This window comes from Marivivens donghaensis (assembly GCF_011806565.1).
Classification (GTDB): domain Bacteria; phylum Pseudomonadota; class Alphaproteobacteria; order Rhodobacterales; family Rhodobacteraceae; genus Marivivens; species Marivivens donghaensis_A.
The window spans coordinates 1-23676 of sequence record NZ_JAATOP010000015.1 but is presented as its reverse complement, the minus strand read 5'-3'; the positions used below and the strand labels follow the sequence as shown (position 1 = coordinate 23676).

Sequence of the window (23676 nt, the reverse complement as noted above, 5' to 3'; positions counted from 1 at the left end):
TATTTCACGGCTCTCTAGTTCATAAAGTCGAAGAGGTATGGCTCTCGAACCGCTCTGCGACGCCGCTCAAAAGTTTGATTGAAGTGTTTGATATTGCGACAAGCCGTCATGAGTTCGAGAACTTTCTGTATCTGCTCAATCAAGAGAAAACGCCCCTCTTGGGACAACCACTGATGTGAACGACCCCGCCTATTGCCGCTCGGCGTGAAATTGAACTTCTCGATCTGACAACGCAGCCCACCATCTCCGAGACAGTCATATACAGTTCGATTGATGAAGGCCGCATAGCAGACGGGGCGATTGCCCGCAGTCGTCCGCATGCCATGCAAACGATCTAACTCCGCGAAAAACTCATCAGGAAAGGTCTTTTGCCATGGCTGCATCTCCCTTGTGAGATATTTTGAGAACTTACCTTGCAGCGCCCTCTCTGGCCGAACCTTCTCATAGCCTGTTGCCTCGTCAACGAGCGCGATAATGCCAGTCTTTGCGAAGGCCTCTAGAAGCAATTCCGCTTGGTTTGCAAAATGCACTTGTTTGGAGTGGATGCGCCCAGCGCGCCGCGCCCTTAGGTAGACACTACAAATGTCGGGAAGCATCTCGGCGTTTAGGCCGTTTGCTGATTTCCCACCAACAACCTGTCGATAGGAAATTGGCTGTTTCAGCGCCACCAGTAAGTCGTTGTTTATATAGGGATAAAGGTTGTTAGGGGAAAGATATGAGGGCAAAAAGGCGCCATCCTCATTCTTCTTTTTTCGTTGGTAGTGCGCCCCACCGCGCTTGCTACGAAATAGCCGATGCACCGAACGCTCGGATAGCACTCGCGTACCGTTAGGAAGGACAGAACAATCAATAAGGTGTTCCCCAATAGAGAAGCTTCCGCTTCGGATAGCCACTTCAACGTGGCTTTGATGCTTTGGGTGAAGGTGAGAAGTGGGTGCGGTGTTGTAGGCACGAGGTGTCGTTTGCCCACGGGCATTGTGTAGGTGATTTTTCATTGTGAGATTTCTCGCTGCTTGAGGAAAGAAGACCCGAGCGACCTGTCGCGGTCCGAAGTAGGTGTCGCGACAGATGGTTCGTATCTATTCAATTGGGTGGGTCAATCGCCCCACCCCGCAGCTAGATCTCCGTTAGTAATTTAAAATCATGCACTTAAGCGGAAAATAGCTAGCCAAACAGATGCCTGTTATTCGCAATCAATGTGCGCAAGATTGACGGCACCGCCGTTTTCAAACTCGACCAAACGTCTGAAAATCAGAGCCATGCCCGCAGGTGGATGCCAATCTGTTAAAACAGAGTGCGAGCATGTTGTCTTGCTCTAAGGCATCCAAGCGTGAGCTTTTTGCATAGCCTCGTAGGCGGCCCTTAGACGGGCCTCTCCACCACCATATACCCTATCACCCATATTGGCCTCTGAATGGCCCAGAATGCGGTGCTCGTCGCGCTCAGGCACCCCTGCGCTTTGCAAGTAGTCCTTCATGTTGTGCCGCAGTGAATAGACTACGTGCTTCGGGTCTTTGGTGTAGTTGCGGAGGTAATTCATCAGAGCTTTTGAGACCGCAGTAGATTTGCCATCGGCAGCGTAGCGTTCAAACAAATTAGCTGCGCCACCGGCAAGGACGACGGCCTCTTGAGCGGCCTTTAGAGTTTCGCCAACAAGGGGAACCAAGCGGTTGGACACCTTGGTTTTCAAGCGGCGGCCATCATGCGAGACAACCCGTAGATGAGGGTAAGCTCCCTCTAAGACCACATCTTCGACCCGAAGACCTACGACCTCCGACACGCGGCACCCCGTGCCCTCGAGGAGGGTCCAGATTAGGCGCAACTCAGGTATCTTGACCTTTCTCTCCATATGTATCCGCATAGAAAGGATGACATCCTTCGGAAGAGGGTCACGCTGTTCGTGTTCGGCCACCTCAGTATCGCCCTGCCTTACTACAACCAAATGCTCGAACGGATTGGCGACCTTCCCCTTGAGGTCATCTTCAACGAGCGCCAGATTGATCGCGGCATTGATGGTCTTAAACTCACGCTTGATGGAGTTGACCGCCAAGAACTCACCGTTCTTCTTCTTCATCGTCAGGTAGTAGTCTCGTGTCGTTCGAGCGTGTTCGCGCTTTAGTTCTTTGAGCTTAACCGCACTCAAAGGCCCTATCGCCTTCTCAATACGAGCGAAGATACGATCAAGCCTCTGATGATCTTTGGTGTCGTCGTGGACACGCTCCTGTCGGTACAATTCTTTGACGTCGAGCAGCGTCACATCTGGTCTGTTGCTAGGACCTTGAACTGCCGAGTAGAGAGCCGTGTCAGCATTTCTCGCTTCAAGATCGTCAGCGAGTATCGTTCGGGCTTCATCCTCATCACGAGCGCCATGCACCCCCGCGAGCAACTCAGCGGCTTGTTCCTGAAGTTCGGCCCAGCGCTTTAGAGGCGGTACGTTCTGCTCGTCCTCTGTCGTTCGAAGCACTCGACGGCAGACCTCATCGTATTAACCTAAGAGCTTTGCGTACTCCGTGTGGAAGTCCGCCCCGTCTCGCGCCTTCATTGCGACTTGGAAGTATTCCCTTCCGAGCACCTTAATTACGTCGTTAGGGAAACGCCTGCGGAACCGTTTACGACCACCGCTCAGTGTGCCTACGTATTTCATTCTTAGTATCAAAGCCATTCAAAGTGTCCCGAATGTGTCCCGATTTGTGTCCCGGAACAACCACGAAAGGCCTTAGAATGTTGAGAAAAAGCCACCTGAGAAGGTGTAAATGGTGCCCCCAGAGAGACTCGAACTCCCGACCCTCTGATTACAAATCAGACGCTCTACCAGCTGAGCTATAGAGGCACTGCGCCGCTTCCTAGTGTGTCGCGCTGGGGCTGTAAAGTGGGTTTTTCGTGGTTCAGGTCTCGGGCGGCAAAAGTGCTTTGAGTGTGTCGAGGACATCGGCCTCTTCGACAGGTTTGTCCCAGCGGATACGCGCGATACGAGGGAAGCGCATGGCGACGCCGGATTTGTGGCGGGTGGATCGGTTCAGGCCCTCAAAAGCGACTTCTACGGCGAGCTTGGGGGCAAGGCTCCGCACGGGGCCGAAGCGCTCGGTCGTGTTGTTGCGCACAAAACGGTCTAGGCGGAGGAGCTCCTCGTCGGTGAAGCCGGAATACGCCTTGCCGACGGGTACCAGCATCTCTCCATCCCAGAGGCCGAAGGTGAAATCCGAGTAGAAACCGGAGCGCTTGCCGTGGCCGCGCTGGGCGTACATCAGCACGGCGTCGACGGTCATCGCATCGCGCTTCCATTTAAACCAAGGACCGCGGGGGCGGCCCGCCTGATAGACGCTGTCGCGGCGTTTGAGCATGACGCCTTCGATAACGGGATCGGGCGGATTGGCGCGGAGCGCGGCGAGGTCGTCCCACGTCGCAAACTCCAGCAACGGTGAGGCATCGAAGCGCGGCTCGTTCATCTGCGCGACGGCGTTTTCCAGTGCGGCGCGGCGGGCGTCGAAGGGCTGGCCGCGCAGATCCTTGCCCTCCCACATCAGCACGTCATAAAGGCGCAGGGCAGCGGGGTGGCTATTCAATAGCGCCTTGCCCGGTGATTTGCGGCCAAGGCGTTTTTGCAGATCGCCGAAGGGGGCCACAACATCATCGCGGCGCACCAGCAGTTCACCGTCGAGGGTGCCAGTGAACTGCATCCGCTCCACGAGATCAGGGAAACTGTGCGAAATATCCTCGCCCGTGCGGGTGTAGAGCCGCGCTGCACCGCCCTCGCAGGCGGCCTGAATGCGGATGCCGTCCCATTTCCACTCGGCGGCGTATTCGGACGGATCGCGGGCGGCGAGTTCGTCTTCGTTCGTGGGCGTGGAGAGCATCACAGGGCGGAACGGCGCGCGGGCGAGCACTTCGGGTTTCGGGCCGCCTTCGACCCACGCGAAAAGGTCTAGGTATGGCGGGACGAAGCCGGTCCATAGCTCCTCGATTTCCTCAATCGGGACGGTGCCGTTGCTGGCGAGCGCGGTGAGGGCCATGCGGGTCGATACGCCGACGCGCATGGAGCCCGTGACAAGCTTGATCAGGGCGTAGCGTTCCGACGCTTCCAATGCGTCCAGCCATCCTGCAATGAGGCGCGCGGCCTCGACCTTGCCGCTGCCCGTGAGTGCCTCCACGACCTCGCTGAGGCCGATGTCGCGGGGGTCTTGCCTAGTCGGCCAGATTAGCGCGACCGTCTCGGCAAGGTCGCCGACGTAATCGTAGGACATGGCGAACAGTTCGGCATCGACACGGTCGGCCACGAGGCCGCGCACCAACGCGGGCTTGGCCGTCCCCATGTCGAGGTTGCCGGTCAAAGCGGCCAGCGCGTAGCCCCGTTCGGGGTCGGGCACATCGCGGAAATAATGCGCGAGGTGGGCGAGCTTGGCGTTGCGGCCCGGCGAGAACGCAAGGCGGGTGAGGAGTTCTGCAAAGGCTTTCATTCGCCCTCCTCCTCGTATCCCACCAGATGGAGCGGACGCGCCTTGCGCTGCGTGAGGTCCGCCCAGCGCATTAGGGCATCATCGCGCCCGTGGGTGATCCAGAATTCCTCGGGATTGAGTTCTTCGAGCGTCCGCGTCAGGTCAGGCCAGTCTACGTGGTCCGAAACGATCAGCGGCAGCTCTACCCCGCGTTGGCGGGCACGGGCGCGGATTTGCATCCAGCCGGACGCGAAACTGATGACGGGATCGGCGAACCGCTGCACCCAAGGGCTGGCAAAAGCGGAGGGCGGCGCGATGACGACAGCCTCGCGGAGCTTCTTTGCCTCGGCCTTGTCCATCGTCGCAGGGCGCAGATCGCCGAGCGGGATGCCCTGCTCGATGTGATAATCGCAGAGCCGTTGAAGCGCGCCGTGGATGAAGATCGGCGCATCATATCCCGCCTCGCGCAGCAGCATGATCACCCGCTGAGCCTTGCCCAGCGCGTAGGCTCCGACGAGGTGGGCGCGTTCGGGAAACTCCCGAACGGAATCCAGCAGCCGCCCGATTTCCTGACTGGGCGGCGGATGGTTGAAGACGGGCAGCGCAAAGGTGGCCTCGGTGATGAAGAGATCGCAATCCACAGGTTCGAAGGGCGCGCAGGCGGGATTGGCGACACGGCTGTAGTCTCCGGACACGACAGCGCGGGTGCCGCCCTGCTCTACCGCGATCTGGCAGGAGCCGAGGACGTGGCCCGCAGGGTGGAATGACACTGTGACATCGCCGACGGTGGTCCTCCCCTCCGCGGTCTGGCGGGTTTTCGTAAAATCCTCGCCGTAGCGGATCGCCATGATGTCGAGCGTTTGCTGCGATGCCATGACCGCGGCGTGGCCCGACCTTGCGTGATCGGCGTGGCCGTGAGTGATGAGCGCGCGGGACACGGGCTTGACCGGATCAATGTAGAAATCCCCGGGCGGGCAATAGAGGCCCTCCGGCTTGGGGATCAGAAGGTCTTCGAAACGCATCACGAGGCTTTCTTTGCGGCAGGCTTAGGCCAACGCCGCAAACTGTGATCGCGTTCCGCCGAATGCGAAACCTGTCCTAGCGGTTAGCGCGGGCGAGGAAGGCCACGGCGATCAGGCCGACAGCAGTGATGACCAGCGCGGCAGGGGCAGCTTGGGTCAGGTCTTCGAGACTGGCCTTCTCGTGCACGCGGGTCGCGAGCGTGTTGTAGTTGAAGGGCCGCAGCAGCAGCGTCGCGGGCAGTTCCTTGACACAGTCAACGAACACGAGCAGCAGCGTGGAGCCAATCGAGGCGCGTACCAGCGGCATGTAAACGCGGCCAAGGACGCCTCCGGCTGTCTGGCCGAGCGAACGGGCGGCCATCGGAAGGCTCGGCGCAACGCGGCCCAGCGCGGCGTCGGCAGCGCCTTGGGCAATGCCGAAGAAACGCACCACGTATGCGATGCACAGCGCGGCGGCGGTGCCGGTCAGCAGAAGGCCCGGATCATAGCCGGTGATGTTCAGAACGGTATCCGCCACGGTGTTGTCGACCGCAGCGAGCGGCACGAGGATACCGATCCCGAGCACAGCGCCCGGCGCGGCGTAGCCGATAGCAGTCACAGGCATTAGAAGGCGCGGCAACTGCTTGCCCGACAGGCGCACACCGTAGACCATCAGCACGCCGCCCGCGACGGTCAGAACTGAGGCGATGCCGCCCACGGTGATGGTGTGAAACAGCGCCTTCATCAGGCCAGGGGCCATCCATTCACGGGCCACAAGCGAGTGGCTCGTCAGCACGGTGACGGGCAGGATGAAGCCCACGCTCAGCGGGATCAGGCACGCGATCATCGCCAGCCACGCCACAGGACCGCGCAGTTTCACGGCGCTCACAGGGCGCTGGCCACGGGCGGAGCTGAAGAAACGGCTCTTGCGGCGGGACACCTTTTCGAGCGTCACGAGGAACACTACGATCCCGAGCACCAGCGCCGCGATCTGCGCCGCACCGCCGAGGTTCGCGCCTTGCAGCCACGTCGAGAAAATGCCCGTCGTTAGGGTCTGCACGGCAAAATAGTCCACGGTGCCAAAATCGTTCACCGTCTCCATCATCGCGACTGCGCAGCCAGCGGCAATCGCAGGGCGGGCCAGCGGCAGGCCAACGCGGACGAAGCGGCCAATGGGGCCGACACCCAGCGCGCGGGCAACCTCGTAGCCAGCGCCCGACTGTTCGCGGAACGCTGCGCGGGCGAGGATGTAGACGTAGGGGTAGAACGAAAACGACAGCACCACGATCGCCGCCCAGCGCGTGCGGATGGCGGGGAACCAGTAGTCGGTGGGCCGCGTCCAGCCGAACACTTCGCGGAGCGCCGTCTGCACCGGACCCGCGTATTCCAGCAGGTCAACGAGCGCATAAGCCCCCACATAGGCGGGCACGGCGAGCGGCATCAGCAGCGCCCATTGCAGCCATTTTCGCCCCGGAAATTCGTACATCACGACCAGCCACGCGGCCCCTGCCCCGATCATCGCGCACATCACGCCGACTGACAGCGCGAGCACCAGCGTGTTGGTCAGGTAGCGCGGCAGCGTCGTCGCCAGAAGGTGCGGCCAGATGTTATCGGTCGGGTGAAAGGCGAACCAGATCACCGCGATAATCGGCATGACCATAAGCGCCGCGATCAGAATTGCCGTAATCGACCAAGGATCGACACGGAAGCGACGCGCTGAGGACAAAATCTGAGTAGACTGGTCGGACATAATCAGCGAGGTAGCCGAAAGCTGTTTCGCTGTCCAGAAAAGCCCCTATATTGGCTTACAAACAAAACGACGGGCAGGACTATGGATATTGCGTTTCACATCGGTGCGAATTGCACGGACGAAGAACGCCTGCTGAAGAGCCTTCTGAAAAACTCCAAAGCACTGAATGAACAGGGAATTGTCGCCCCGCTCCCCAACAAGTACCGCCGTCTTCTGCGCGAGACGATGCACGCCTGCGTCAGCGCTCCGCCCAAGCCCGACACCCGCGACATTTTGCTCGACGCGATCCTCGAAGAAAACGAGGGCCGCCGTGTCGTGCTGTCGAATCCCGACTTTCTGTGCGTGCCTAACCGGATTTTTGAAAACGGGCAGTTCTATTCGACCGCGATCGAGAAGGTCTCGATCCTGCGGCAACTGTTTCCCGAAGACCGCATCCAGTTCTTCTTCGCGATACGCAATCCCGCGACCTTCATTCCCGCCGTCTATTCAGCATCCAAACAGACAGACCTGTTGAAGTTCATGAACGGACGCGATCCGGAGACGTTGCGCTGGGCCGACGTGATCGAACGGATGCACAGCGTGGCCGCCGATGTCGACATTACTGTCTGGTGCAATGAGGACACTCCGCTGCTCTGGGCGCAATTGATCCGCGAAATTTCGGGCGTCGATCCGATGACCCGCATTTCCGGCGGCTTCGATCTGCTGCAAGAGGTCATGACGCTCGACGGGATGAAGCGCTTCCTCGCTTACATCCGTGCCCACCCGCCCCAGACCGAGGCGCGCAAGCGGCGGATCATCTCCACGTTCCTCGACAAGTTCGCAAAGGAGGACGCGATCTACGATGAATTCGAGCTGGAAGGCTGGGACCAGAACCTCGTGGACCGCATCACGCAGCACTACGAGGCGGACGTGGCCAAGATCAAATCGATGCCGGGTATCCGCTTCCTCGACATCTAACGAAAAAGGCCGGCGCATCGCACCGGCCTTTCGCTATTCTGGACTGACGAGCCTTAGCTCATGCCGAGCGCGGACTTGTACATGTCGAGGATCGCTTCTTCCTCTGCGATGTCGTCCTGATCGCGCTTACGCAGCGAAACGATCTTGCGCATCACCTTGGTATCGTAGCCGCGGCCCTTGGCTTCGGCCATGACTTCCTTGATCTGATCGGCGATGTCCTTCTTCTCTTGTTCGAGGCGCTCGATACGCTCGATAAAGGAGCGCAGCTCTTGAGCGGCCACACCGCCGGTCACGTCGGAATCGGACATTCGGATCTCCATTGTTCTTGTCGGAGGCCATCCCTAGCGGCTGCCCCGCCCCTTGCCAAGTCCCGCGAGGCAGGTTAGGCCCGTGCCCGCCTAGCGGAGGGTACTATGGATATCGTGATCTGGATCGGCGCAGCTGTTACGCTGCTTGGTGTCATCGGCCTGATGAGCACTGTCGTCATGGTCGGAAAGGCCAAGAAATCGTCGGCGAACGACGAGGAAATGCGTGCCCGCCTTCAGAAAATCATCCCGATGAACTTTGCCGCGCTGGCCGTTTCGATGATCGGCCTGATGGCCGTGATCGTCGGTATCAGTCTGGGCTGACGTCCGCACCGAGTACTTCGGGCGCGTCGAACCCTTTCGCGTATTTCACAGCTTCATCAAGCAGCGGCGGCACGTCCCAGACGTTGGCCGTCTCGGACCATTTGCGCATATCGTTCCGCAGACGCAGTAGGCCCATCGCGCGAGCCGCGTGCATCGGGCCGCCTGTCTGGCGCGGCATGAGGCCGGTCTGCACGCTGATCGCGTCCACGGCTGCGGGTTCTTCGATGGTGCCGTCTTCCAGCAGTCGCGCCCCCGCCCCCATGAACGCGGCGATCAGCTTGCGGGTGACTTCGGGCGCGAGGCTCGCATGGCTCGCCGTGGTGCCGCCAAACGGCGTGCGACGATAACCGGCGGAAACTAGCGCGCCGTCGATCTGTTCTTCGGTCAGCCCTCCCGCCACCATCGCAGCCCCCGCCTGACCTTGGGCGGTGAGCAGAGCGCGCGCGACCATCTCACCCGACTTCTTCAGCGTCCGGCGGTTAGTTTCGGGGTCGAGCGCGGTCAGCTTGGAGTTCGTCTGCCGTTCGGCCAAGAAGATATGACGAAGCGCGGCGGCCTGCGGGTTCTTGCGGCACTCCAACAGGCGCTCTTCTTCGTAGTCGCAACCGACGTCGAACGGCAGAACCGCAGCGGCCTCGACACAGTCGACAATGCGGACAGGCGCAACGAGCCCCTTACCCAGTTCCTGACGGCGGGTCGCGATGGCTTGCATGTATCCGATCCCATCGGCAAAGCCGTCGCGCAGTTCACTGGTTCTGCGAGGCGACGCGCCCTCTTCGATCAGGCGTTTGCACATCTCGTAGGCAGCGGCCTGCACGTTCGAGGATACGATTCCGTCGACAATTCGGCGCTCCATCGCGGCAGACGCGGACACAGGACGCCCGCCGAGCATCAGCGACATCGCGCCGTCAGCCCCCGCGAGGCGCGCCAGACGCTGGGTCGTACCGCCCAACGGGATCTGCCCGATGGACACTTCCGGCAGTGCGAGGGTCGTTTTCTGTTCGGCCAAGCGGTGATGCGCCGCCAATGCCAGCGCGACGCCGCGCCCCATGACCGCACCGCGCAGCCCCACGACAACGGGAACGCGGCAGTTTGCCACCGCCGCGCAAAGCTCTCTCATTGTGGGGTTAGTTTCTTTTTCCGCCGGATCGCTGAGGTCCAGCCCCGCCGAGAATCCAACGCCCTCACCCGTCATGCAGATCGCGCCGACATCATCGCGTGCCTGAAGTGCGTCCAGCAGGTCGATCAACTGTGCGCGCACCGGCTGTTCCAACGCATTGAGCGGCGGCGCGGCCAGTACGACGACCGCGATACCTTCGACGACGCGATGCTTGACGAGTTTCACTAGGCTTCCGAACTTCACGATTTACTTGCGCCTATTAGTGCAGCCAACGCTGCATCTGGCAAGCTTTTCATGGACTTCCGATAGGTTGGAAGCCGCCTCAGACGGGCATGTTGTCGAAATTGGCCTCTTCGCCCTCTTCGATCAACTGCTGGTCGAGGTCATAGAGCCGCTCGGGAACGGCCATACCTGCGGTCTCCATCTCCGACAACAACGCGCGGAATGCGGGTTGATGAACGTAGCGACCTGCTGGGTCGGCCTCCATCTCTCCAAGAAGGGAATAGAGCCGCTTTTCAAGAACCTTCGTGGTCATAACTGCCTCCTTCACACTGAAACTGGGTACAGTGTGAAGGTAGCAGGTTTACGCGTTGACGCTCTGACTTAGGTCAAGCTTCACATGCTCGGGGCAGAAAACATCGTACAGACGCTCAAGAATTGGGCTGATGCGCGGATCCGCGAGCTTGTAGCGGATGGTGCGACCGTCACGATCACAACTCACCAGACCTTCGGAACGCATACGCGCCAACTGGCCAGACACGTAGGATTGCGATGCGCCCAGAATCTCTTCCAGTTCGCCCACACAGCGCTCACCAGGAAGGAGTGCGCATAGAATGCGGAGACGCGAAGGGTTCGCGAGAACCTTCAACACCTCTGCAGCTTCATCTGCAGCTTTGTCCATTGCTTGTGCCGTCGTTGATAGATCGTTCATGGTCACCTCAAGCATTCCATAACACACATATTTAATTCTTGCAATGCATCCGAAACATGAATACATAGTAATCTGTATCGGATATAGGCGTGGCCGCCGAGAAAGCACGGGTTAGCTGCATGACTCGCGCGGTGGACGCAATTCCAGTCTCGATAACACCATATGGTAATGTCGTTCTAGAATGCAAACCTCGATCCGACTTGGGGTCAATATAATGAAAGCCACGCGTAGGCGCTACCTAATCTCGCCATGGTGGAAATGAGTAAAGAAAATGCAAACTGAATGGATCTTCGGGCTCGCGGGCGGGCTTTTGATCGGTTTGGCCGCCGCGATGTACTTGCTGGTCAACGGTCGCATCATGGGTGCCTCGGGCATCATCGGCGGTCTGATCGACCGTACAGCAGGAAGCCAGTCGATGGAGCGAATCTTCTTCATCCTCGGACTTTTCGGCGTTCCGGCCGTTCTGGCGTTGATTTTCGGCAACGCGCAAACCGATGGACCGGCTGACACGTTCGTCACGTCCAACATCGCTGCTGTAATTGCTGCCGGCCTCTTCGTCGGCGTCGGCACGCGCATCGCGAACGGATGTACGTCAGGCCATGGCGTCTGCGGCATCTCCCGCCTCTCGCTTCGCGGAATCGTCGCGACCGTCTTCTACATCATGGCAGGTGGCCTTTCGGTCATCGTGTTTAAACACATCCTTGGGTGGGTCTAATGCGTAACCTCTTTGCACTTCTTTCGGGCGGTCTGTTCGGTGCGGGCCTCTATGTTTCGGGCATGACCGACACCCGCCGCGTTCAGGGCTGGCTCGATGTATTCGGTGACTGGGATCCGACGCTTGCGTTCGTTATGGGCGGCGCGATCATCCCGATGTTCTTTGCGTGGCGATACACTACGAACCGCACCCCTGCTCTGGGCGGCATGTTTCCGGCCAAGCCCGATCCCGTCATCGGACGCAAGCTGGTGATCGGCTCGACCATGTTCGGCATCGGCTGGGGTCTGGCAGGTCTGTGCCCGGGTCCGGCGATCGCTTCGCTGTCCTACGGCGGCATCCAAGTCGCAACTTTTGTGCTCGCGATGGGCGTAGGGATGCTGATGGCGCCGCAGATCAAGAACCGACTAGACGCGGTGGGTGTCGCGGCCTAAGGATTCGCACATGGATATTCGTCAAATTACCCCCGCCTATTCCGTCACGCCGCAAATCGATCCGGCGGACATTCCCGCAATCAAAGAGGCCGGTTTTGTCGCCATCATCGACAACCGCCCCGATGCGGAGATCCCGCCCGAGTGGCACACCGATGTAATGGGCGCGGCGGCCGAGGCTGCGGGCCTTGCGTTCACCGCCAATCCAGTGACCCACGCGGGCCTGAACATGGATATGGTCGCAACGCAGATGAACGCGATCGAGGCAGCTGGCGGTCCGGTTCTGGCGTATTGCGCATCGGGCACCCGTTCGTCGATCGTTTGGTCGCTTGGTATGGCAGGTAAGATGCCGACCGAAGAGATCATCAAGGCCACTGCCGACGCAGGTTACGACCTCGCCGGTCTCGCGCCGCAGATTGACGGGCTGGCAAGCGCGCAGTAACGCTGCCGAATATCCCCAACCTAAACGTCGCCTTTTCGGGCGGCGTTTTGTTTTTCAGGGCTGCTGCAACCTCTGCTGAGTATAGGGCATCTCGGTCATTTCGCGCTGCGTGATCGCCTCCAGCCTAATCGCCCGCTGTCCAGCGAGCTGCCCGAGCCGCGCTTGTCCAACCTGCCTGCCACCTGGTCCTTCGAGCGACACCGCCTCTACTCCCGCCCCCGAAAGCGGCAGCACATCACCGACCGACAGCCGCGCAATCTGCGTAATCGGAACGCTTATCCGTGACAGGACGACGTTGATCGACGCGGCAGAGGCCATCACCTGCGCCTCCAGCATCTCCTGCCAGTCGCTGTTCACTTCAGCGACGACAGCGACCTGAGGCTCCGGCAGCGCAACCCAGATAATCCCGTCGCGGCCCGCCACCAGCGACAGCGTGAGCCGCACGACCGAATAGCGAATGTCATCGAATTCCATGGCCAATGTCCGCGGACTGGCGAGTGGACGGCCCGTCGCCGCGCCAATGATCCAGTCTGCCAATTCGGTCCCTTCGCAATATTCTAGCAACTCCGTCAAAAGCTGCTGCACGAATACTGCGTTCAAGGCATGGTCCGCGCGAGTGACCTCCCGCGATGGCGCGTCCTTCGGCATCACCTGCCCCGAGGTGCGCGTTTCTACCACCGCCGCGCGCATCTGGAGGTCGAGCCCCACGAACCCCACCGCCTCGCCGCCCCTCACGCATTGGACCAGCAGAGTGTCATCGGCCAGCGCCCCTGCCAGCTGGTCAATTGTCATCGCTGTTTGCTCGACGTCGGCCACCACCGCCGACATCCCGATAGATCGCTCCGCCGCGCGCTCCGCCGCCAATCTGAGCGCGCGGACGGGCGTCAGATATACCCTGTCCGGCGGTTCCGCCTTATCGCGCAGCATTTGCTTGATCATCATCGCCTCTTTGCCAACCCAAGACCGATGTATCAGAGCGAACTTACCATCCGGTTAACTGGCCGGCGGCAACACCACGCGGAACGCAGCCCCGCCCTGCCCCGGTAAGTACGCGATTTCGCCGCCCAGACGGGTCATAATCTCGCGGCAAATGGCAAGGCCAAGGCCAGCACCGCCCGCCTTGCGCGCATCCGTAAGCCGCGAGAATTTCTCGAAAATAACCTGCTGGTTCTGCTTGGCGATGCCGCTTCCATTGTCGATGAAATCGACCACCGAGCTTCCGCCGATCTGGCGGGTAACGATCCGCAGAACTGGCTTCTCGCCGTCACAATACTTCTGCGCATTTGCGATAAGATTGATGAAAACCTGCGTCAGTCGGTCGACATCCGTATAGAGCGGCACGTTCTCCTCCGCCGGACGCCGCTTGATCGCCATCGCCTGACCCGAGCCCGTTGCAGAGACCGCCTGATCGATCAGATCGCGCAAGGTTCCGCGCTGCATGTTCAGCGTGACCTGCCCGTTTTCGAGCACGCTCAGATCAAGCAGATCGTCCAGCAGACGGGTCAGGCGCACCGCCTCGGCGTGGATAATGCCCGAATAGCGCACCGTCTGATCCGCCGTCATGTCACCGTCCCGCAGGATCTCTGAAAACGAGCGGATCGAGGTCATGGGCGTCCGGAGTTCGTGGCTGATCTGGGACAGAAACGCGTCCTTCTGGATCGATAGTTGGGTCAGTTTCTCGTTCGCCTCGCGCAGCTGGAGAGCGGTGCGTTCCTGCTCTGCCGACTTGGCCTCCAGCCTGTTCGAGTATTCGAGGATCTGGGCGGCCTCATCCGCCACCGCGATAAGGTCCTCGACCGAGACACTGACGCCTTGCGTCAACTGCCCGACCATCGCGTGAGCAGTCGCGGCGCCAACGGAGCCTGCCAGTTCGCGCTCCAAGTGAGCGACGAAATCCGGCGTGACATCAGGAAGATAGCTGGCTTTCCCCTGCAACTGCGCCTCGCGCTGGAACAGGGCCTGCGCCTCGCCCGCGCCAATGATCCGTTGCGCCATGACAAGCAGATCCTCAGCCTCGGCGGTCGATTGGGTCCACGCGCGCGCACCTTGGGAATGCTCGAAAACATTGACGAATTGCGCACCCTGAAGGCGCTCGAGCGGCTGCGGGAATGTCAGCACCGAAACAACAAAGAATATCGTCGTGTTCAGGATCATCGACCATAGGATCGCGTGGAGCTGCGGGTCGATGCCGTCGATCCCGAAGAGCGCATAGGGCCGCAAATACCGCAGCCCGAGCGGGCCGTTGTCGAACACGGCGGCGGGCACCACGGCGTCAGGCCCGAACGACGGCAGCAGCAGCGTCCACGTCCAAACGACAAAGCCGACGCCGATGCCTGCGACAGCACCCCAACGCGTCGCGCCGCGCCAGAACAGGCCGCCAATGAGCGCGGGCAGGATCTGCGCGACGCCGGTAAAACTAATAAGTCCGATTGCGGCAAGCGCGGCAGACCCGCCCGACAGCAGATAATAGACGTAGCCAAGCAGCAGTACGCCGCCGATGGATAGACGGCGCGCACCGATCACGAGCTGGCGCACGTCGCCGGATACCATTGCGCCTGCGCCTTTGGACGTCAGCCAGATTGGGGTGACGATGTGGTTCGAGATCATCGTCGCCAGCGCAATCGTCGCCACGATGACCATCGAAGTCGCGGACGACAGACCGCCGAGGAAGGAGAAGATCGCGAGGAAACTCTGCCCTTCGGCCAATGGCAGGGTCAGCACGAACAGGTCGGGGTTTGAGCCAGCAGGCAAGCGGTCGAGGCCCACTACGGCAATCGGCACCACAAACAGGCTCATGAGCATGAGGTACAGCGGGAAGGCCCAGCTCGCCATCAGCAGGTTATTTTCGTCGGCGTTTTCAACGACTAACACTTGGAACATGCGCGGCAAGGTGAGGAACGCAGCGCCCGCAAGGAACGTCAGGCCCACCCAGCGACCGGAGTGCTGGTCCCACTCTGCAATCGGGGATTTGTCGATGAGTTCGAGCGTCGGGCCGATCCCGCCCGCGACTCCCCAGACGACAAAAATGCCGACGGCCAGTAGCGCGAAGAGCTTCACCACGGCCTCCACCGCAATCGCGATGACGATACCGTGGTGGCGTTCGTTGGCGTCGAGGTTCCGCGTGCCGAAGACGATGGTAAAGATGGCGAGGCCGACTGCGACCCAGAGCGTTGCGCGGTCGAGGTCGTCAGTGACCCAGCCCTGCCCCGCGCTCTGCGAAAAGACCGCGATGGATTGCGTGACGGACTGGAGTTGCAGCGCCACGTAGGGCGTGGCCGCGACGACCATCAGCAGCGTGACCATCACGCCCAGCGACGTCGATTTACCGAAGCGCGATGAAATCAGGTCGGCGATGGATGTGATGCGGTGCATCCGCCCGATCCGCACAAGCTTGCGCAGCACCCACCACCAGCCGATCATTACAATGGTCGGGCCAAGGTAGATCGTCAGATACTCCAGCCCCGAGCGCGCCGCGTAACCGACCGCGCCGTAGAACGTCCACGCAGTGCAATAAATCGACAGCGACAGCGTGTAGATGATCGGCGAGCGGAGCCATTTGCCCTTGCCCTTTGCCGCGCTGCGTTCTGCCGCGAACGCGATGACAAACAGGAAGGCAACGTAGAAAACCGCAACGAAGACAAGGAACTGGAACGAGACCATCAGCGCTTGTCCTGCTGCGGCAGGCTGTCTGGCTCGATGCCCAAATAACGGGCAAGCACGCCCGCGATGACGATCAGCGCCACCCAAAGCACAAACAGGTAAATCAGCGCGGCGGACGTGAAGTATCCACTTCCTTCACCTTTCGGCCAGAGAAGTGGCAGAAACATCAGCAGCAGACCCGCTATCGGCATGACGCGCATGACGTCCCGGATGCGCCGCCTGCGGTAGCTTGAGCGTTCGAGGAAGGTCAGTTTCTTGGGCGCAGCCATCGGGCGGGCCTCAGTCGGCGACCAGTGTGCGGACGCTCTCGATCACCTCGGCGTTCGAAAACGGCTTTGTCATGAACTGGGTAACGCCAAGCCGCTCTGCCATCTCGCGGTCGCGGGTCTGGCCCCTCGCCGTCAGCATAAGTACTGGAATTTCATGGGTTTCGCCGTCCGCACGCAAGTCGCGCAGGATATCGAAACCGCTTTTCCCCGGAAGCATCACATCAAGAATAATGAGGTCGGGCGGCATCGCCTTGATCTTGTTATTGGCGGTTTCGCCGTCTGCATGGGTGTGCACCGTCCATCCGTCTCTCGACAGAATGAAACTGATGGCTTCGATAATGTTCGGTTCATCCTCGATAACGAGAACACGTTTCCCCATGCGTCAGCCCCTCCCAAGACTTCGGCTCCCCTCTGATTAGAGCCGACTATCAATGGATTGGCTAGCCGAGTCAAAGCAATCAGATCAATTCGGAGCCTCGTTGAGGATCGACGGTTCGCGTCTGGTGCGGCAACCGCTCCGCGAGCACACACGGCAGGCCACGCCGACGGGGTCCGCAGGCTGACCGGACGGCGCTATGGCGCGCACGAGCATCGTCACTTCGAGCGTTGGCGGGGCGTCGAAACTGGCAGGCCCGACGGGGCTGGCAATCGCGAAACAGCGGAACCGCCCGCCCCCTTCGACGGGCAGCTGCACGTCGCGGCGAATGGGCTGCATCGGCTGTGTGAATGCGCGGAAGGCTGGCCAGAGCGGGCAGACGGCGGAACGCGGCAGTCCGAAGCCAGTAATCTGCTTCTGTATTAAGATAGTGCCGGAGCCATCGAGGATCACCAGCCCGAACTCCGGATGGCCGAGGTCCACGGGCAGTGTCGCGAGGCGGCGCATCGCGGCACTGAGCGAAACCCGGAAACGGTCGGCGAGCAGTGCGGGATCGTGGTTCAATTCCATCGCGCTGGCGCTGAAGTCGTCCAAGGGCATCGCCTGCACGTCTTCCTTATATACGCGCCGGAATTCGGACAGCAGCGAAGAAGCCGCTTTCGACCGCAATGTCGGGGCGTGCTGCGGCGTGCCGTCTCCTTCGAGATAGGGCAAGTGGAACGACTGCGCGTCGAGGTAGGCTTCGACCTCTTCCTGCGGGGACATGGCGACCGAGCCCTCATCGCTCGGCGCATCAAGGTAGGCGACCAGAGCACGGGACGCGTCGGCGAGGCGCTGACTGTCTTCATAGATGTTGCGGTGAAAACGGCGCTGCCAATCGCGGTCGACCTCTTCCTCGCCCACCAGAATGGACGAAGCGGAGCGGATCGACGTGGCGGATGAGATGACTTCATGCAGTGATGTCGCCAATTGCGGATCATGCGCGAGGCGGTCTGTCAAAGCCTTTACACGGGTCTCCAGATCGTTGATCCGCCGCGCCTGACGCACCACGAGGTTGGACCAGCCTGTAAACCGGCCCGCGAAATCTTCGGTCCGCCCCAGTTCGGCACCGGCTGCGCGGTCGGCGGCGGCGGCTTCGCGCAACTGGTCGAGCAGCGCGGTTTCAGCGCCTTCGACCAAAGACGACGGGTCCGTTTTCATCTCCCGCGCGAGGCTATTGAGCAGTTTACCTCCGATTCTGCGGCGATTGTGCTCGATTAGATTGAGGTATGACGCCGAAATTCCGACCTTTTCCGCAAGTTCAGATTGCTTGATCCCCAGATCGGTTCGTCTTTCGCGAATTCTTGAGCCCGTAAGCTGGCGCTGCGGCATGGCTGATCCCTGAGCAATTTCATTACCTTTCTGCACTTGCGAGAAAAGCTTTTTACAATGTGTACCAGCGTATTGTGATTTTCTTTACAAAAAAATCGTTCTCTCTTCTGCACTTGTTGAGAAATTTTCGAACCCGACACTCTAATGGAGGGGCATTGTAAAATGCATCAACACGTGCCGTCGCAGGGAAGAGGAGCCCGGTGACGGAGTCCACGCAAAGGGAGGATTTTATGTCCATCAAGAATATCTCGCGTCGCGGCCTGCTGCGCACCGGTGCGGTAACCGCCGGTGGCCTTGCACTGCCGACGATCTTTACCTCGAGCGCCAGCGCGTACACGAACGAGCCGACCGGCTCGAGCGTCAAGCTGGGCTTCAACGTTCCGCAGACCGGCCCCTACGCCGAAGAAGGCCTCGACGAACTGCGCGCATTCGAGCTCGCTGTCGAACACCTGAACGGTGAAGGCGACGGCGGTATGCTGAGCACCTTCTCGTCGAAGGAACTTCAAGGCAACGGTATCCTCGGCAAGAAAGTCGAGTTCGTCACCGGTGACACCCAGACCAAGTCGGACGTGGCACGTACCTCGGCCCAGTCGATGATCCAGAAAGACGGCGTCGTCATGGTTTCGGGCGGTTCGTCCTCTGGCGTGGCTGTTGCTGTGCAGGGTCTGTGTCAGGAAGCTGGCGTGATCTTCATGGCCGCTCTGACCCACTCGAACGACACCACCGGTAAGGACAAGAAGGCCAACGGCTTCCGTTACTTCTTCAACGCTTACATGTCGGGCGCTGCTCTGGCTCCGGTTCTGAGCAACGCATACGGCAACGAGCGTCGCGCTTACCACCTGACCGCCGACTACACTTGGGGTTGGACGCAGGAAGAGTCGATCAAGGCTTCGACCGAAGCTCTTGGCTGGGAAACCGTCGAAACTGTCCGTACTCCGGTCGGCGCAGGCGACTTTTCGTCCTACATCGCTCCGGTTCTGAACTCGGGCGCAGATGTGCTCATCCTGAACCACTACGGCGGGGACATGGTGAACTCACTGACCCAGGCTGTTCAGTTCGGTCTGCGTGACAAGCAGGTCAACGGTAAGAACTTCGAAATCATCGTTCCGCTCTACTCGGAACTGATGGCAGAAGGCGCCGGCTCGAACATTCAGGGCGTTTACGGTTCGATGAACTGGAACTGGCAGCTTCAGGATCCGGGCACTCAGGCCTTCGTTCAGTCGTTCGGCAAGAAGTACGGTCGTCCGCCGTCGGGTTCGGCACACACTTCCTACGTACAGACCCTTCTGTACGCGGATGCGGTCACCCGCGCAGGCACTTTCAACCCGTGCGGCGTTGTCGAAGCTCTCGAAGACTTCGAGTTCGACGGTCTGGGCATCGGTAACACCTACTACCGCGGCGCCGACCACCAGTGCTTCAAGGACGTTCTCGTCATGAAAGGCGCTGACAACCCGACCAACCAGTACGACACCCTCGAAATCGTGGAAGTCACCCCGCGTTCGCAGGTCGAGTACGAGCCCGATCATCCGATGTTCGCCGGCGGCGAACTGGGCGAGTGCAACCCGGGCGCATAATCACCCCTCAATAGGCCGGCCGCAGACATCTGTGGCCGGTTCCTGCCCCCGCATCTGCGGGGGCTCAGTCACACCCAAGCCAGGGCGGGGACCATGGACGCTATTATCCTGCAACTCTTCAACGGCCTCGAGAAAGGATCCGCTTACGCGTTGATCGCTCTTGGTCTGACACTCATCTTCGGCACGCTCGGCGTGGTGAACTTCGCCCACGGCGCGCTGTTCATGATCGGCGCGTTCTGTGCCGTTACTCTCAGCCGTATCTTCCAGATCAGCTTCCTCACCGAAGATCCGACGCAAACGGACTTCCTCGGCAATCCGCTACAGGTTGAAACTCCGTATGTGGAAAAGTGGTTCGGCGCCGACGCAGGTGCGTGGATGATCGACTACTCCGTTCCGCTGTCCATCCTGCTGACCATTCCGGTCATGCTGCTGGTCGGCTACGTCATGGAACGCGGCCTCATCAAGCACTTCTACAAGCGTCCCCACGCCGACCAGATCCTCGTGACCTTCGGCCTTGCGATCGTTCTTCAGGAAGTCGTCCGCTACTTCTACGGCGCGAACCCGATCCAGACGACCTCGCCGTCGGACTACTCGGGCACCGTGAACATCGGCGCGATGTTCGGCATGCAGATCTTCTATCCGGTCTGGCGTCTCGTCTACTTCTTCTTCTCGGCCATCGTGATCGGCGGCGTGTTCGCCTTCCTCCAGTTCACCACCTTCGGGATGGTGGTCCGCGCAGGTATGGCTGACCGCGAAACCGTTGGTCTGCTGGGCATCGACATCGACAAGCGCTTCACCCTGATGTTCGGCATCGCGGCGTCTGTCGCGGGTCTGGCGGGCGTGATGTACGCACCGATCCTGTCTCCGAACTACCACATGGGCATGGACTTCCTTGTGCTGTCCTTCGTCGTGGTGGTTGTCGGCGGCATGGGTTCGCTGCCTGGCGCAGTCGCTGCGGGCTTCCTACTGGGCATCCTGCAATCCTTTGCCTCGCTTAATGAAGTCAAGGCGATCATCCCCGGCATCGACCAGATCATCATCTACGTTGTCGCAATCGTCATTCTACTCACCCGTCCGCGTGGCCTTCTGGGTCGTCGCGGCGTGATGGAGGAATAATCCATGCTCGGCCTGAACGCTAAAGACTCCCGCTTCATGCTGATCGTGGTGGCACTCACGCTGCTCACCCCGTTCATCCTCAACCCCTTCCCCGCCGACAGCGCGCTGGCGCAGTTCAATGCCGGTTATCCGGCTCTGATGCAGCGTTTCGCGATCTACGGCCTCATGGCGATCGGTTTCAACATTCTGTTCGGTCTGACCGGCTACCTGTCGTTCGGTCACGCGGCGTTCCTCGGTGTGGGGTCTTACGCATCGGTATGGATGTTCAAGCTGCTGAGCATGAACGTTATCCCCGCGCTGATCGCGGCCACTCTGGTTTCGGGCGTATTCGCGCTGGCCATCGGCTACGTGTCGCTGCGCCGCTCGGGTATCTACTTCTCGATCCTGACGCTCGCCTTCGCAGAGATGTGCTACCGCCTCGCCTACTCGGTTCTGACGCCAATCACCAATGGTGAGACCGGCCTCCAGATCACCCTGTCGGACCCGCGCATTCTTGATGGCGCACCGACCAGCAGCTCGCTGCCGACCCCCGGCTTCTTCGGTCTGAAGATGAACGCGGCGCACACTATCGACATCGCGGGTTGGTCGTTTACCTTCTCGGTCGGCTATTACTTCTGTGCCGTCATCGCCCTGATCGGCTTCTACCTGTCGCTCCGTATCTTCCGCTCGCCCTTTGGCATGATGCTCCGCGCGGTAAAGTCGAACCAGCAGCGCATGAACTACACCGGTCTGAACTCGCGCCCCTACACCCTCGCAGCCTTCGTGATCTCCGGCATGTACGCCGGTCTCGCTGGCGGCCTGCTGGCTGCTATGGACCCGCTTGCAGGCGCAGAGCGTATGCAGTGGACCGCTTCGGGCGAAGTCGTTCTGATGACCATCGTCGGCGGTGTCGGCACCCTGATGGGTCCTGTCCTCGGCGCGGGCTTTATCAAGTACTGCGAGAACATCTTCTCGAAGATCAACGAAAGCGTTCTGCACAGCTGGTTCAGCTTCCTGCCTGACGGCGTCGAAGATGTGGTCACATGGATCTTTGCACGCTTCGTCGGCGAAGGCTGGCACCTCACCCTCGGTGTGATGTTCATGCTGATCGTGACGTTCCTGCCCGGCGGTCTCGTCGAAGGTGGCAAGCGCCTCGCCGCACGCCGCAAGAAAAAGAGCGACGCAGACGCCGCCAAGCATCCTGCGGAATAAGGAGAAACCTGATGGGTATTCTAGAAGTCAAAGGCGTGCACAAGCGCTTCGGCGGTCTGCAGGCACTCGGCAACGTGAACCTGTCCGTCAAGGAAAACACCGTCCACGCCATCATCGGCCCGAACGGTGCGGGTAAGTCGACCCTTCTGAACTGCCTCGTCGGCAAGCTGATCCCCGATAGCGGCTCGGTTATGTTCGACGGCCAGTCCGTGCTGGGCCGCAAGCCGCACGAGATCAACCAGATGGGCATCAGCCGCGTGTTCCAGACGCCCGAGATCTTTACCGATCTCACCGTCATCGAGAACGTGATGATCCCCTGCTTTGCCAAACGTGACGGTGCGTTCCGTTTGCACGGCATCGAAAGCGTTCAGGACGAAAAGGGCATTATCGAACAGGCCGAGCAGATGCTGGCCGACGTGAACATGCTCGACAAACGCAACATGCACGCAGGCTCCATGTCCCGCGGTGACAAACGTCGCCTCGAGATGGCCATGTGCCTCGTGCAGGAGCCCAAGCTCCTGCTCCTCGACGAGCCGACCGCAGGTATGGCCCGCGCCGACACCAACAACACGATCGACCTGCTCAAGGAGATCAAGGAGAAGCGCGACATCACCATGGCGATTATCGAACACGACATGCACGTGGTGTTCAGTCTTGCCGAGCGCATCACCGTTCTCGCCCAAGGCACGCCGCTGGTCGAAGAAACGCCGGAAAACATCAAAGGTCACCCGAAGGTTCGCGAAGCTTACCTCGGTGAGGCACAGGTCTGAGGAAGCAGCATATGTCCAAGTTCGATAAAAACGTGAACAACGCTGCGACCCACAGCAAATTCCTCTCGGTCTGGGATATTCAGGCGTACTACGGCGAAAGCTACATCGTTCAGGGCGTCAGCTTCGACATCCACGAAGGCGAGATCCTCGCGCTTCTGGGTCGTAACGGCGCGGGCAAGACCTCGACCCTGCGCGCCCTCGCCCGCCTTGACGATCCCGCGCTGAAGCACGGCGAAATCTGGCTCGACCACCAGCCGCTGCACCTGATGAAGTCGCATCAGGCTGCCGCTGCCGGTATCGCGCTCGTTCCCGAGGACCGCCGCATCATTCCGGGCCTGACTGTAGAAGAGAACCTCAAGCTCGCCCAGATCGCCCCGCCGATCGGCTGGTCGCTTGAACGAATCTACGAACTCTTCCCGCGTCTGAAAGAGCGCCGCACACAGGAAGGCGTCACCCTTTCGGGCGGCGAACAACAGATGCTTGCGATTGCACGGGCGCTGGCTCGCGACATCAAAGTCCTGCTTCTGGATGAACCTTACGAGGGCCTTGCCCCTGTTATCGTTCAGGAAATCGCAAAGACCCTGAATATCATCCGCGACCAAGGGATTACGACGATCATCGTAGAACAGAACGCGGTTGCCGCCTTGAAACTTGCCGACAGAGCGGTGATCCTCGACACGGGGACCGTCGTCTTCGACGGATCGGCGCAAGAGGTTCTTGAGGACGAAGCTCTGCGCGCCAAATATCTGGCGATCTGACCCCGCCCGCCCCACTGGGGCGGGTTTAACATCTAAGAAAAAGGATTTCGGGGGGAGAACATGACCGAGACCAAGAGCTACTCACCTTCGGCTGATTTCGTAAAAACTGCCCACATTGACGCCGACACTTATGCGTCGATGTACGAGGCGTCTGTTTCGGATCCGGAGGGGTTCTGGGGCGAGCA

The 23676-nt window shown here is 60.2% G+C and carries 24 protein-coding genes and 1 tRNA gene; 10 read left to right on the top strand and 15 right to left on the bottom strand.

Annotation, left to right across the window (positions count from 1 at the left end):
* Positions 1-14 precede the first annotated feature (14 nt).
* From HCZ30_RS15690 to HCZ30_RS15665, 6 genes are all read right to left on the bottom strand, one after another.
* On the bottom strand, positions 15-995 hold the full coding sequence (locus HCZ30_RS15690; protein ID WP_167639257.1) for a P63C domain-containing protein: 981 nt from the start codon (positions 993-995) through the stop codon (positions 15-17).
* Positions 996-1315: 320 nt separating this feature from the next.
* Positions 1316-2464, bottom strand: coding sequence for a tyrosine-type recombinase/integrase (locus tag HCZ30_RS16850; protein WP_167639256.1), 1149 nt, complete (start codon positions 2462-2464; stop codon positions 1316-1318).
* A gap of 290 nt (positions 2465-2754) precedes the next feature.
* A tRNA-Thr gene (locus tag HCZ30_RS15680) sits at positions 2755-2830 on the bottom strand.
* 55 nt (positions 2831-2885) lie between these two features.
* On the bottom strand, positions 2886-4454 hold the full coding sequence (locus tag HCZ30_RS15675) for a cisplatin damage response ATP-dependent DNA ligase (protein ID WP_167639255.1): 1569 nt from the start codon (positions 4452-4454) through the stop codon (positions 2886-2888).
* A complete protein-coding gene (locus HCZ30_RS15670) occupies positions 4451-5455 on the bottom strand; it encodes a ligase-associated DNA damage response exonuclease (RefSeq protein WP_167639288.1) in 1005 nt (334 codons plus the stop codon). Before HCZ30_RS15670 ends, HCZ30_RS15675 begins: the two co-directional genes overlap by 4 nt.
* A gap of 76 nt (positions 5456-5531) precedes the next feature.
* Positions 5532-7184, bottom strand: coding sequence for an ABC transporter permease (locus HCZ30_RS15665; RefSeq protein WP_167639254.1), 1653 nt, complete (start codon positions 7182-7184; stop codon positions 5532-5534).
* 81 nt (positions 7185-7265) lie between these two features.
* On the opposite strand from HCZ30_RS15665, the gene HCZ30_RS15660 reads away from it, so the two are divergent.
* The gene (locus tag HCZ30_RS15660; RefSeq protein WP_167639253.1) at positions 7266-8141 is read left to right on the top strand and encodes a hypothetical protein; all 876 of its coding nucleotides are present in this window, start codon (positions 7266-7268) and stop codon (positions 8139-8141) included.
* 53 nt (positions 8142-8194) lie between these two features.
* On the opposite strand, the gene HCZ30_RS15655 is transcribed toward HCZ30_RS15660, so the two are convergent.
* Positions 8195-8449, bottom strand: a complete 255-nt coding sequence (locus HCZ30_RS15655) for a DUF2312 domain-containing protein (RefSeq protein WP_167639252.1) — start codon at positions 8447-8449, stop codon at positions 8195-8197.
* A 105-nt stretch (positions 8450-8554) separates the two neighbouring features.
* Here HCZ30_RS15655 and HCZ30_RS15650 point away from each other — a divergent pair, with 105 nt between their 5' ends.
* On the top strand, positions 8555-8770 hold the full coding sequence (locus HCZ30_RS15650; protein WP_167639251.1) for a hypothetical protein: 216 nt from the start codon (positions 8555-8557) through the stop codon (positions 8768-8770).
* Here the strand turns inward: HCZ30_RS15650 and HCZ30_RS15645 are convergent.
* The 3 genes from HCZ30_RS15645 to HCZ30_RS15635 form a co-directional block, all read right to left on the bottom strand.
* A complete protein-coding gene (locus tag HCZ30_RS15645) occupies positions 8757-10115 on the bottom strand; it encodes an enoyl-CoA hydratase-related protein (protein WP_167639250.1) in 1359 nt (452 codons plus the stop codon). The two genes, HCZ30_RS15650 and HCZ30_RS15645, sit on opposite strands and share 14 nt — an antisense overlap.
* 97 nt (positions 10116-10212) lie before the next feature.
* The gene (locus tag HCZ30_RS15640) at positions 10213-10425 is read right to left on the bottom strand and encodes a hypothetical protein (RefSeq protein WP_167639249.1); all 213 of its coding nucleotides are present in this window, start codon (positions 10423-10425) and stop codon (positions 10213-10215) included.
* 48 nt (positions 10426-10473) lie between these two features.
* Positions 10474-10791 (bottom strand): ArsR/SmtB family transcription factor, encoded by a 318-nt coding sequence (locus tag HCZ30_RS15635; RefSeq protein WP_217703069.1) that lies wholly within the window; start codon positions 10789-10791, stop codon positions 10474-10476.
* A 301-nt stretch (positions 10792-11092) separates the two neighbouring features.
* Here HCZ30_RS15635 and HCZ30_RS15630 point away from each other — a divergent pair, with 301 nt between their 5' ends.
* From HCZ30_RS15630 to HCZ30_RS15620, 3 genes are read left to right on the top strand one after another with little or no spacing between them, the layout of a single operon-like run.
* On the top strand, positions 11093-11536 hold the full coding sequence (locus tag HCZ30_RS15630) for a YeeE/YedE family protein (protein ID WP_167639247.1): 444 nt from the start codon (positions 11093-11095) through the stop codon (positions 11534-11536).
* Positions 11536-11967 carry a DUF6691 family protein gene (locus HCZ30_RS15625; protein ID WP_167639246.1) on the top strand — a complete coding sequence of 144 codons (432 nt, stop codon included), beginning with the start codon at positions 11536-11538 and terminating at the stop codon, positions 11965-11967. The genes HCZ30_RS15630 and HCZ30_RS15625 overlap by 1 nt, the downstream gene beginning before the upstream one ends.
* A 10-nt stretch (positions 11968-11977) precedes the next feature.
* Positions 11978-12406, top strand: coding sequence for a TIGR01244 family sulfur transferase (locus tag HCZ30_RS15620; RefSeq protein ID WP_167639245.1), 429 nt, complete (start codon positions 11978-11980; stop codon positions 12404-12406).
* A 54-nt stretch (positions 12407-12460) separates the two neighbouring features.
* Here HCZ30_RS15620 and HCZ30_RS15615 read toward each other — a convergent pair whose 3' ends face one another.
* The 5 genes from HCZ30_RS15615 to HCZ30_RS15595 all read right to left on the bottom strand — a co-directional run bounded on the left by HCZ30_RS15615 (position 12461) and on the right by HCZ30_RS15595 (position 18082).
* Positions 12461-13345 carry a FliM/FliN family flagellar motor switch protein gene (locus tag HCZ30_RS15615; RefSeq protein WP_167639244.1) on the bottom strand — a complete coding sequence of 295 codons (885 nt, stop codon included), beginning with the start codon at positions 13343-13345 and terminating at the stop codon, positions 12461-12463.
* Positions 13346-13399: 54 nt separating this feature from the next.
* Complete coding sequence (locus HCZ30_RS15610; protein ID WP_167639243.1) at positions 13400-16066, bottom strand: ATP-binding protein; 2667 nt, start codon at positions 16064-16066, stop codon at positions 13400-13402.
* Entirely contained in the window at positions 16066-16335 is a 270-nt protein-coding gene (locus tag HCZ30_RS15605) for a hypothetical protein (RefSeq protein WP_167639242.1), read from the bottom strand. Before HCZ30_RS15605 ends, HCZ30_RS15610 begins: the two co-directional genes overlap by 1 nt.
* Positions 16336-16345: 10 nt before the next feature.
* A complete protein-coding gene (locus HCZ30_RS15600) occupies positions 16346-16714 on the bottom strand; it encodes a response regulator transcription factor (RefSeq protein ID WP_167639241.1) in 369 nt (122 codons plus the stop codon).
* 84 nt (positions 16715-16798) lie between these two features.
* The gene (locus HCZ30_RS15595) at positions 16799-18082 is read right to left on the bottom strand and encodes a helix-turn-helix transcriptional regulator (RefSeq protein WP_167639240.1); all 1284 of its coding nucleotides are present in this window, start codon (positions 18080-18082) and stop codon (positions 16799-16801) included.
* A 230-nt stretch (positions 18083-18312) separates the two neighbouring features.
* Between HCZ30_RS15595 and HCZ30_RS15590 the strand changes: the two genes are divergently transcribed.
* The 5 genes from HCZ30_RS15590 (at position 18313) to HCZ30_RS15570 (ending at position 23491) form a co-directional block, all read left to right on the top strand.
* Positions 18313-19656, top strand: a complete 1344-nt coding sequence (locus HCZ30_RS15590) for a substrate-binding protein (protein ID WP_167639239.1) — start codon at positions 18313-18315, stop codon at positions 19654-19656.
* Positions 19657-19749: 93 nt separating this feature from the next.
* Positions 19750-20772 (top strand): branched-chain amino acid ABC transporter permease, encoded by a 1023-nt coding sequence (locus HCZ30_RS15585; RefSeq protein ID WP_167639238.1) that lies wholly within the window; start codon positions 19750-19752, stop codon positions 20770-20772.
* A gap of 3 nt (positions 20773-20775) precedes the next feature.
* Positions 20776-21963 carry a branched-chain amino acid ABC transporter permease gene (locus HCZ30_RS15580; RefSeq protein WP_167639237.1) on the top strand — a complete coding sequence of 396 codons (1188 nt, stop codon included), beginning with the start codon at positions 20776-20778 and terminating at the stop codon, positions 21961-21963.
* A gap of 11 nt (positions 21964-21974) precedes the next feature.
* Positions 21975-22733 carry an ABC transporter ATP-binding protein gene (locus HCZ30_RS15575; RefSeq protein WP_167639236.1) on the top strand — a complete coding sequence of 253 codons (759 nt, stop codon included), beginning with the start codon at positions 21975-21977 and terminating at the stop codon, positions 22731-22733.
* An 11-nt stretch (positions 22734-22744) separates the two neighbouring features.
* Positions 22745-23491 carry an ABC transporter ATP-binding protein gene (locus HCZ30_RS15570; protein ID WP_167639235.1) on the top strand — a complete coding sequence of 249 codons (747 nt, stop codon included), beginning with the start codon at positions 22745-22747 and terminating at the stop codon, positions 23489-23491.
* Positions 23492-23676 lie beyond the last annotated feature (185 nt).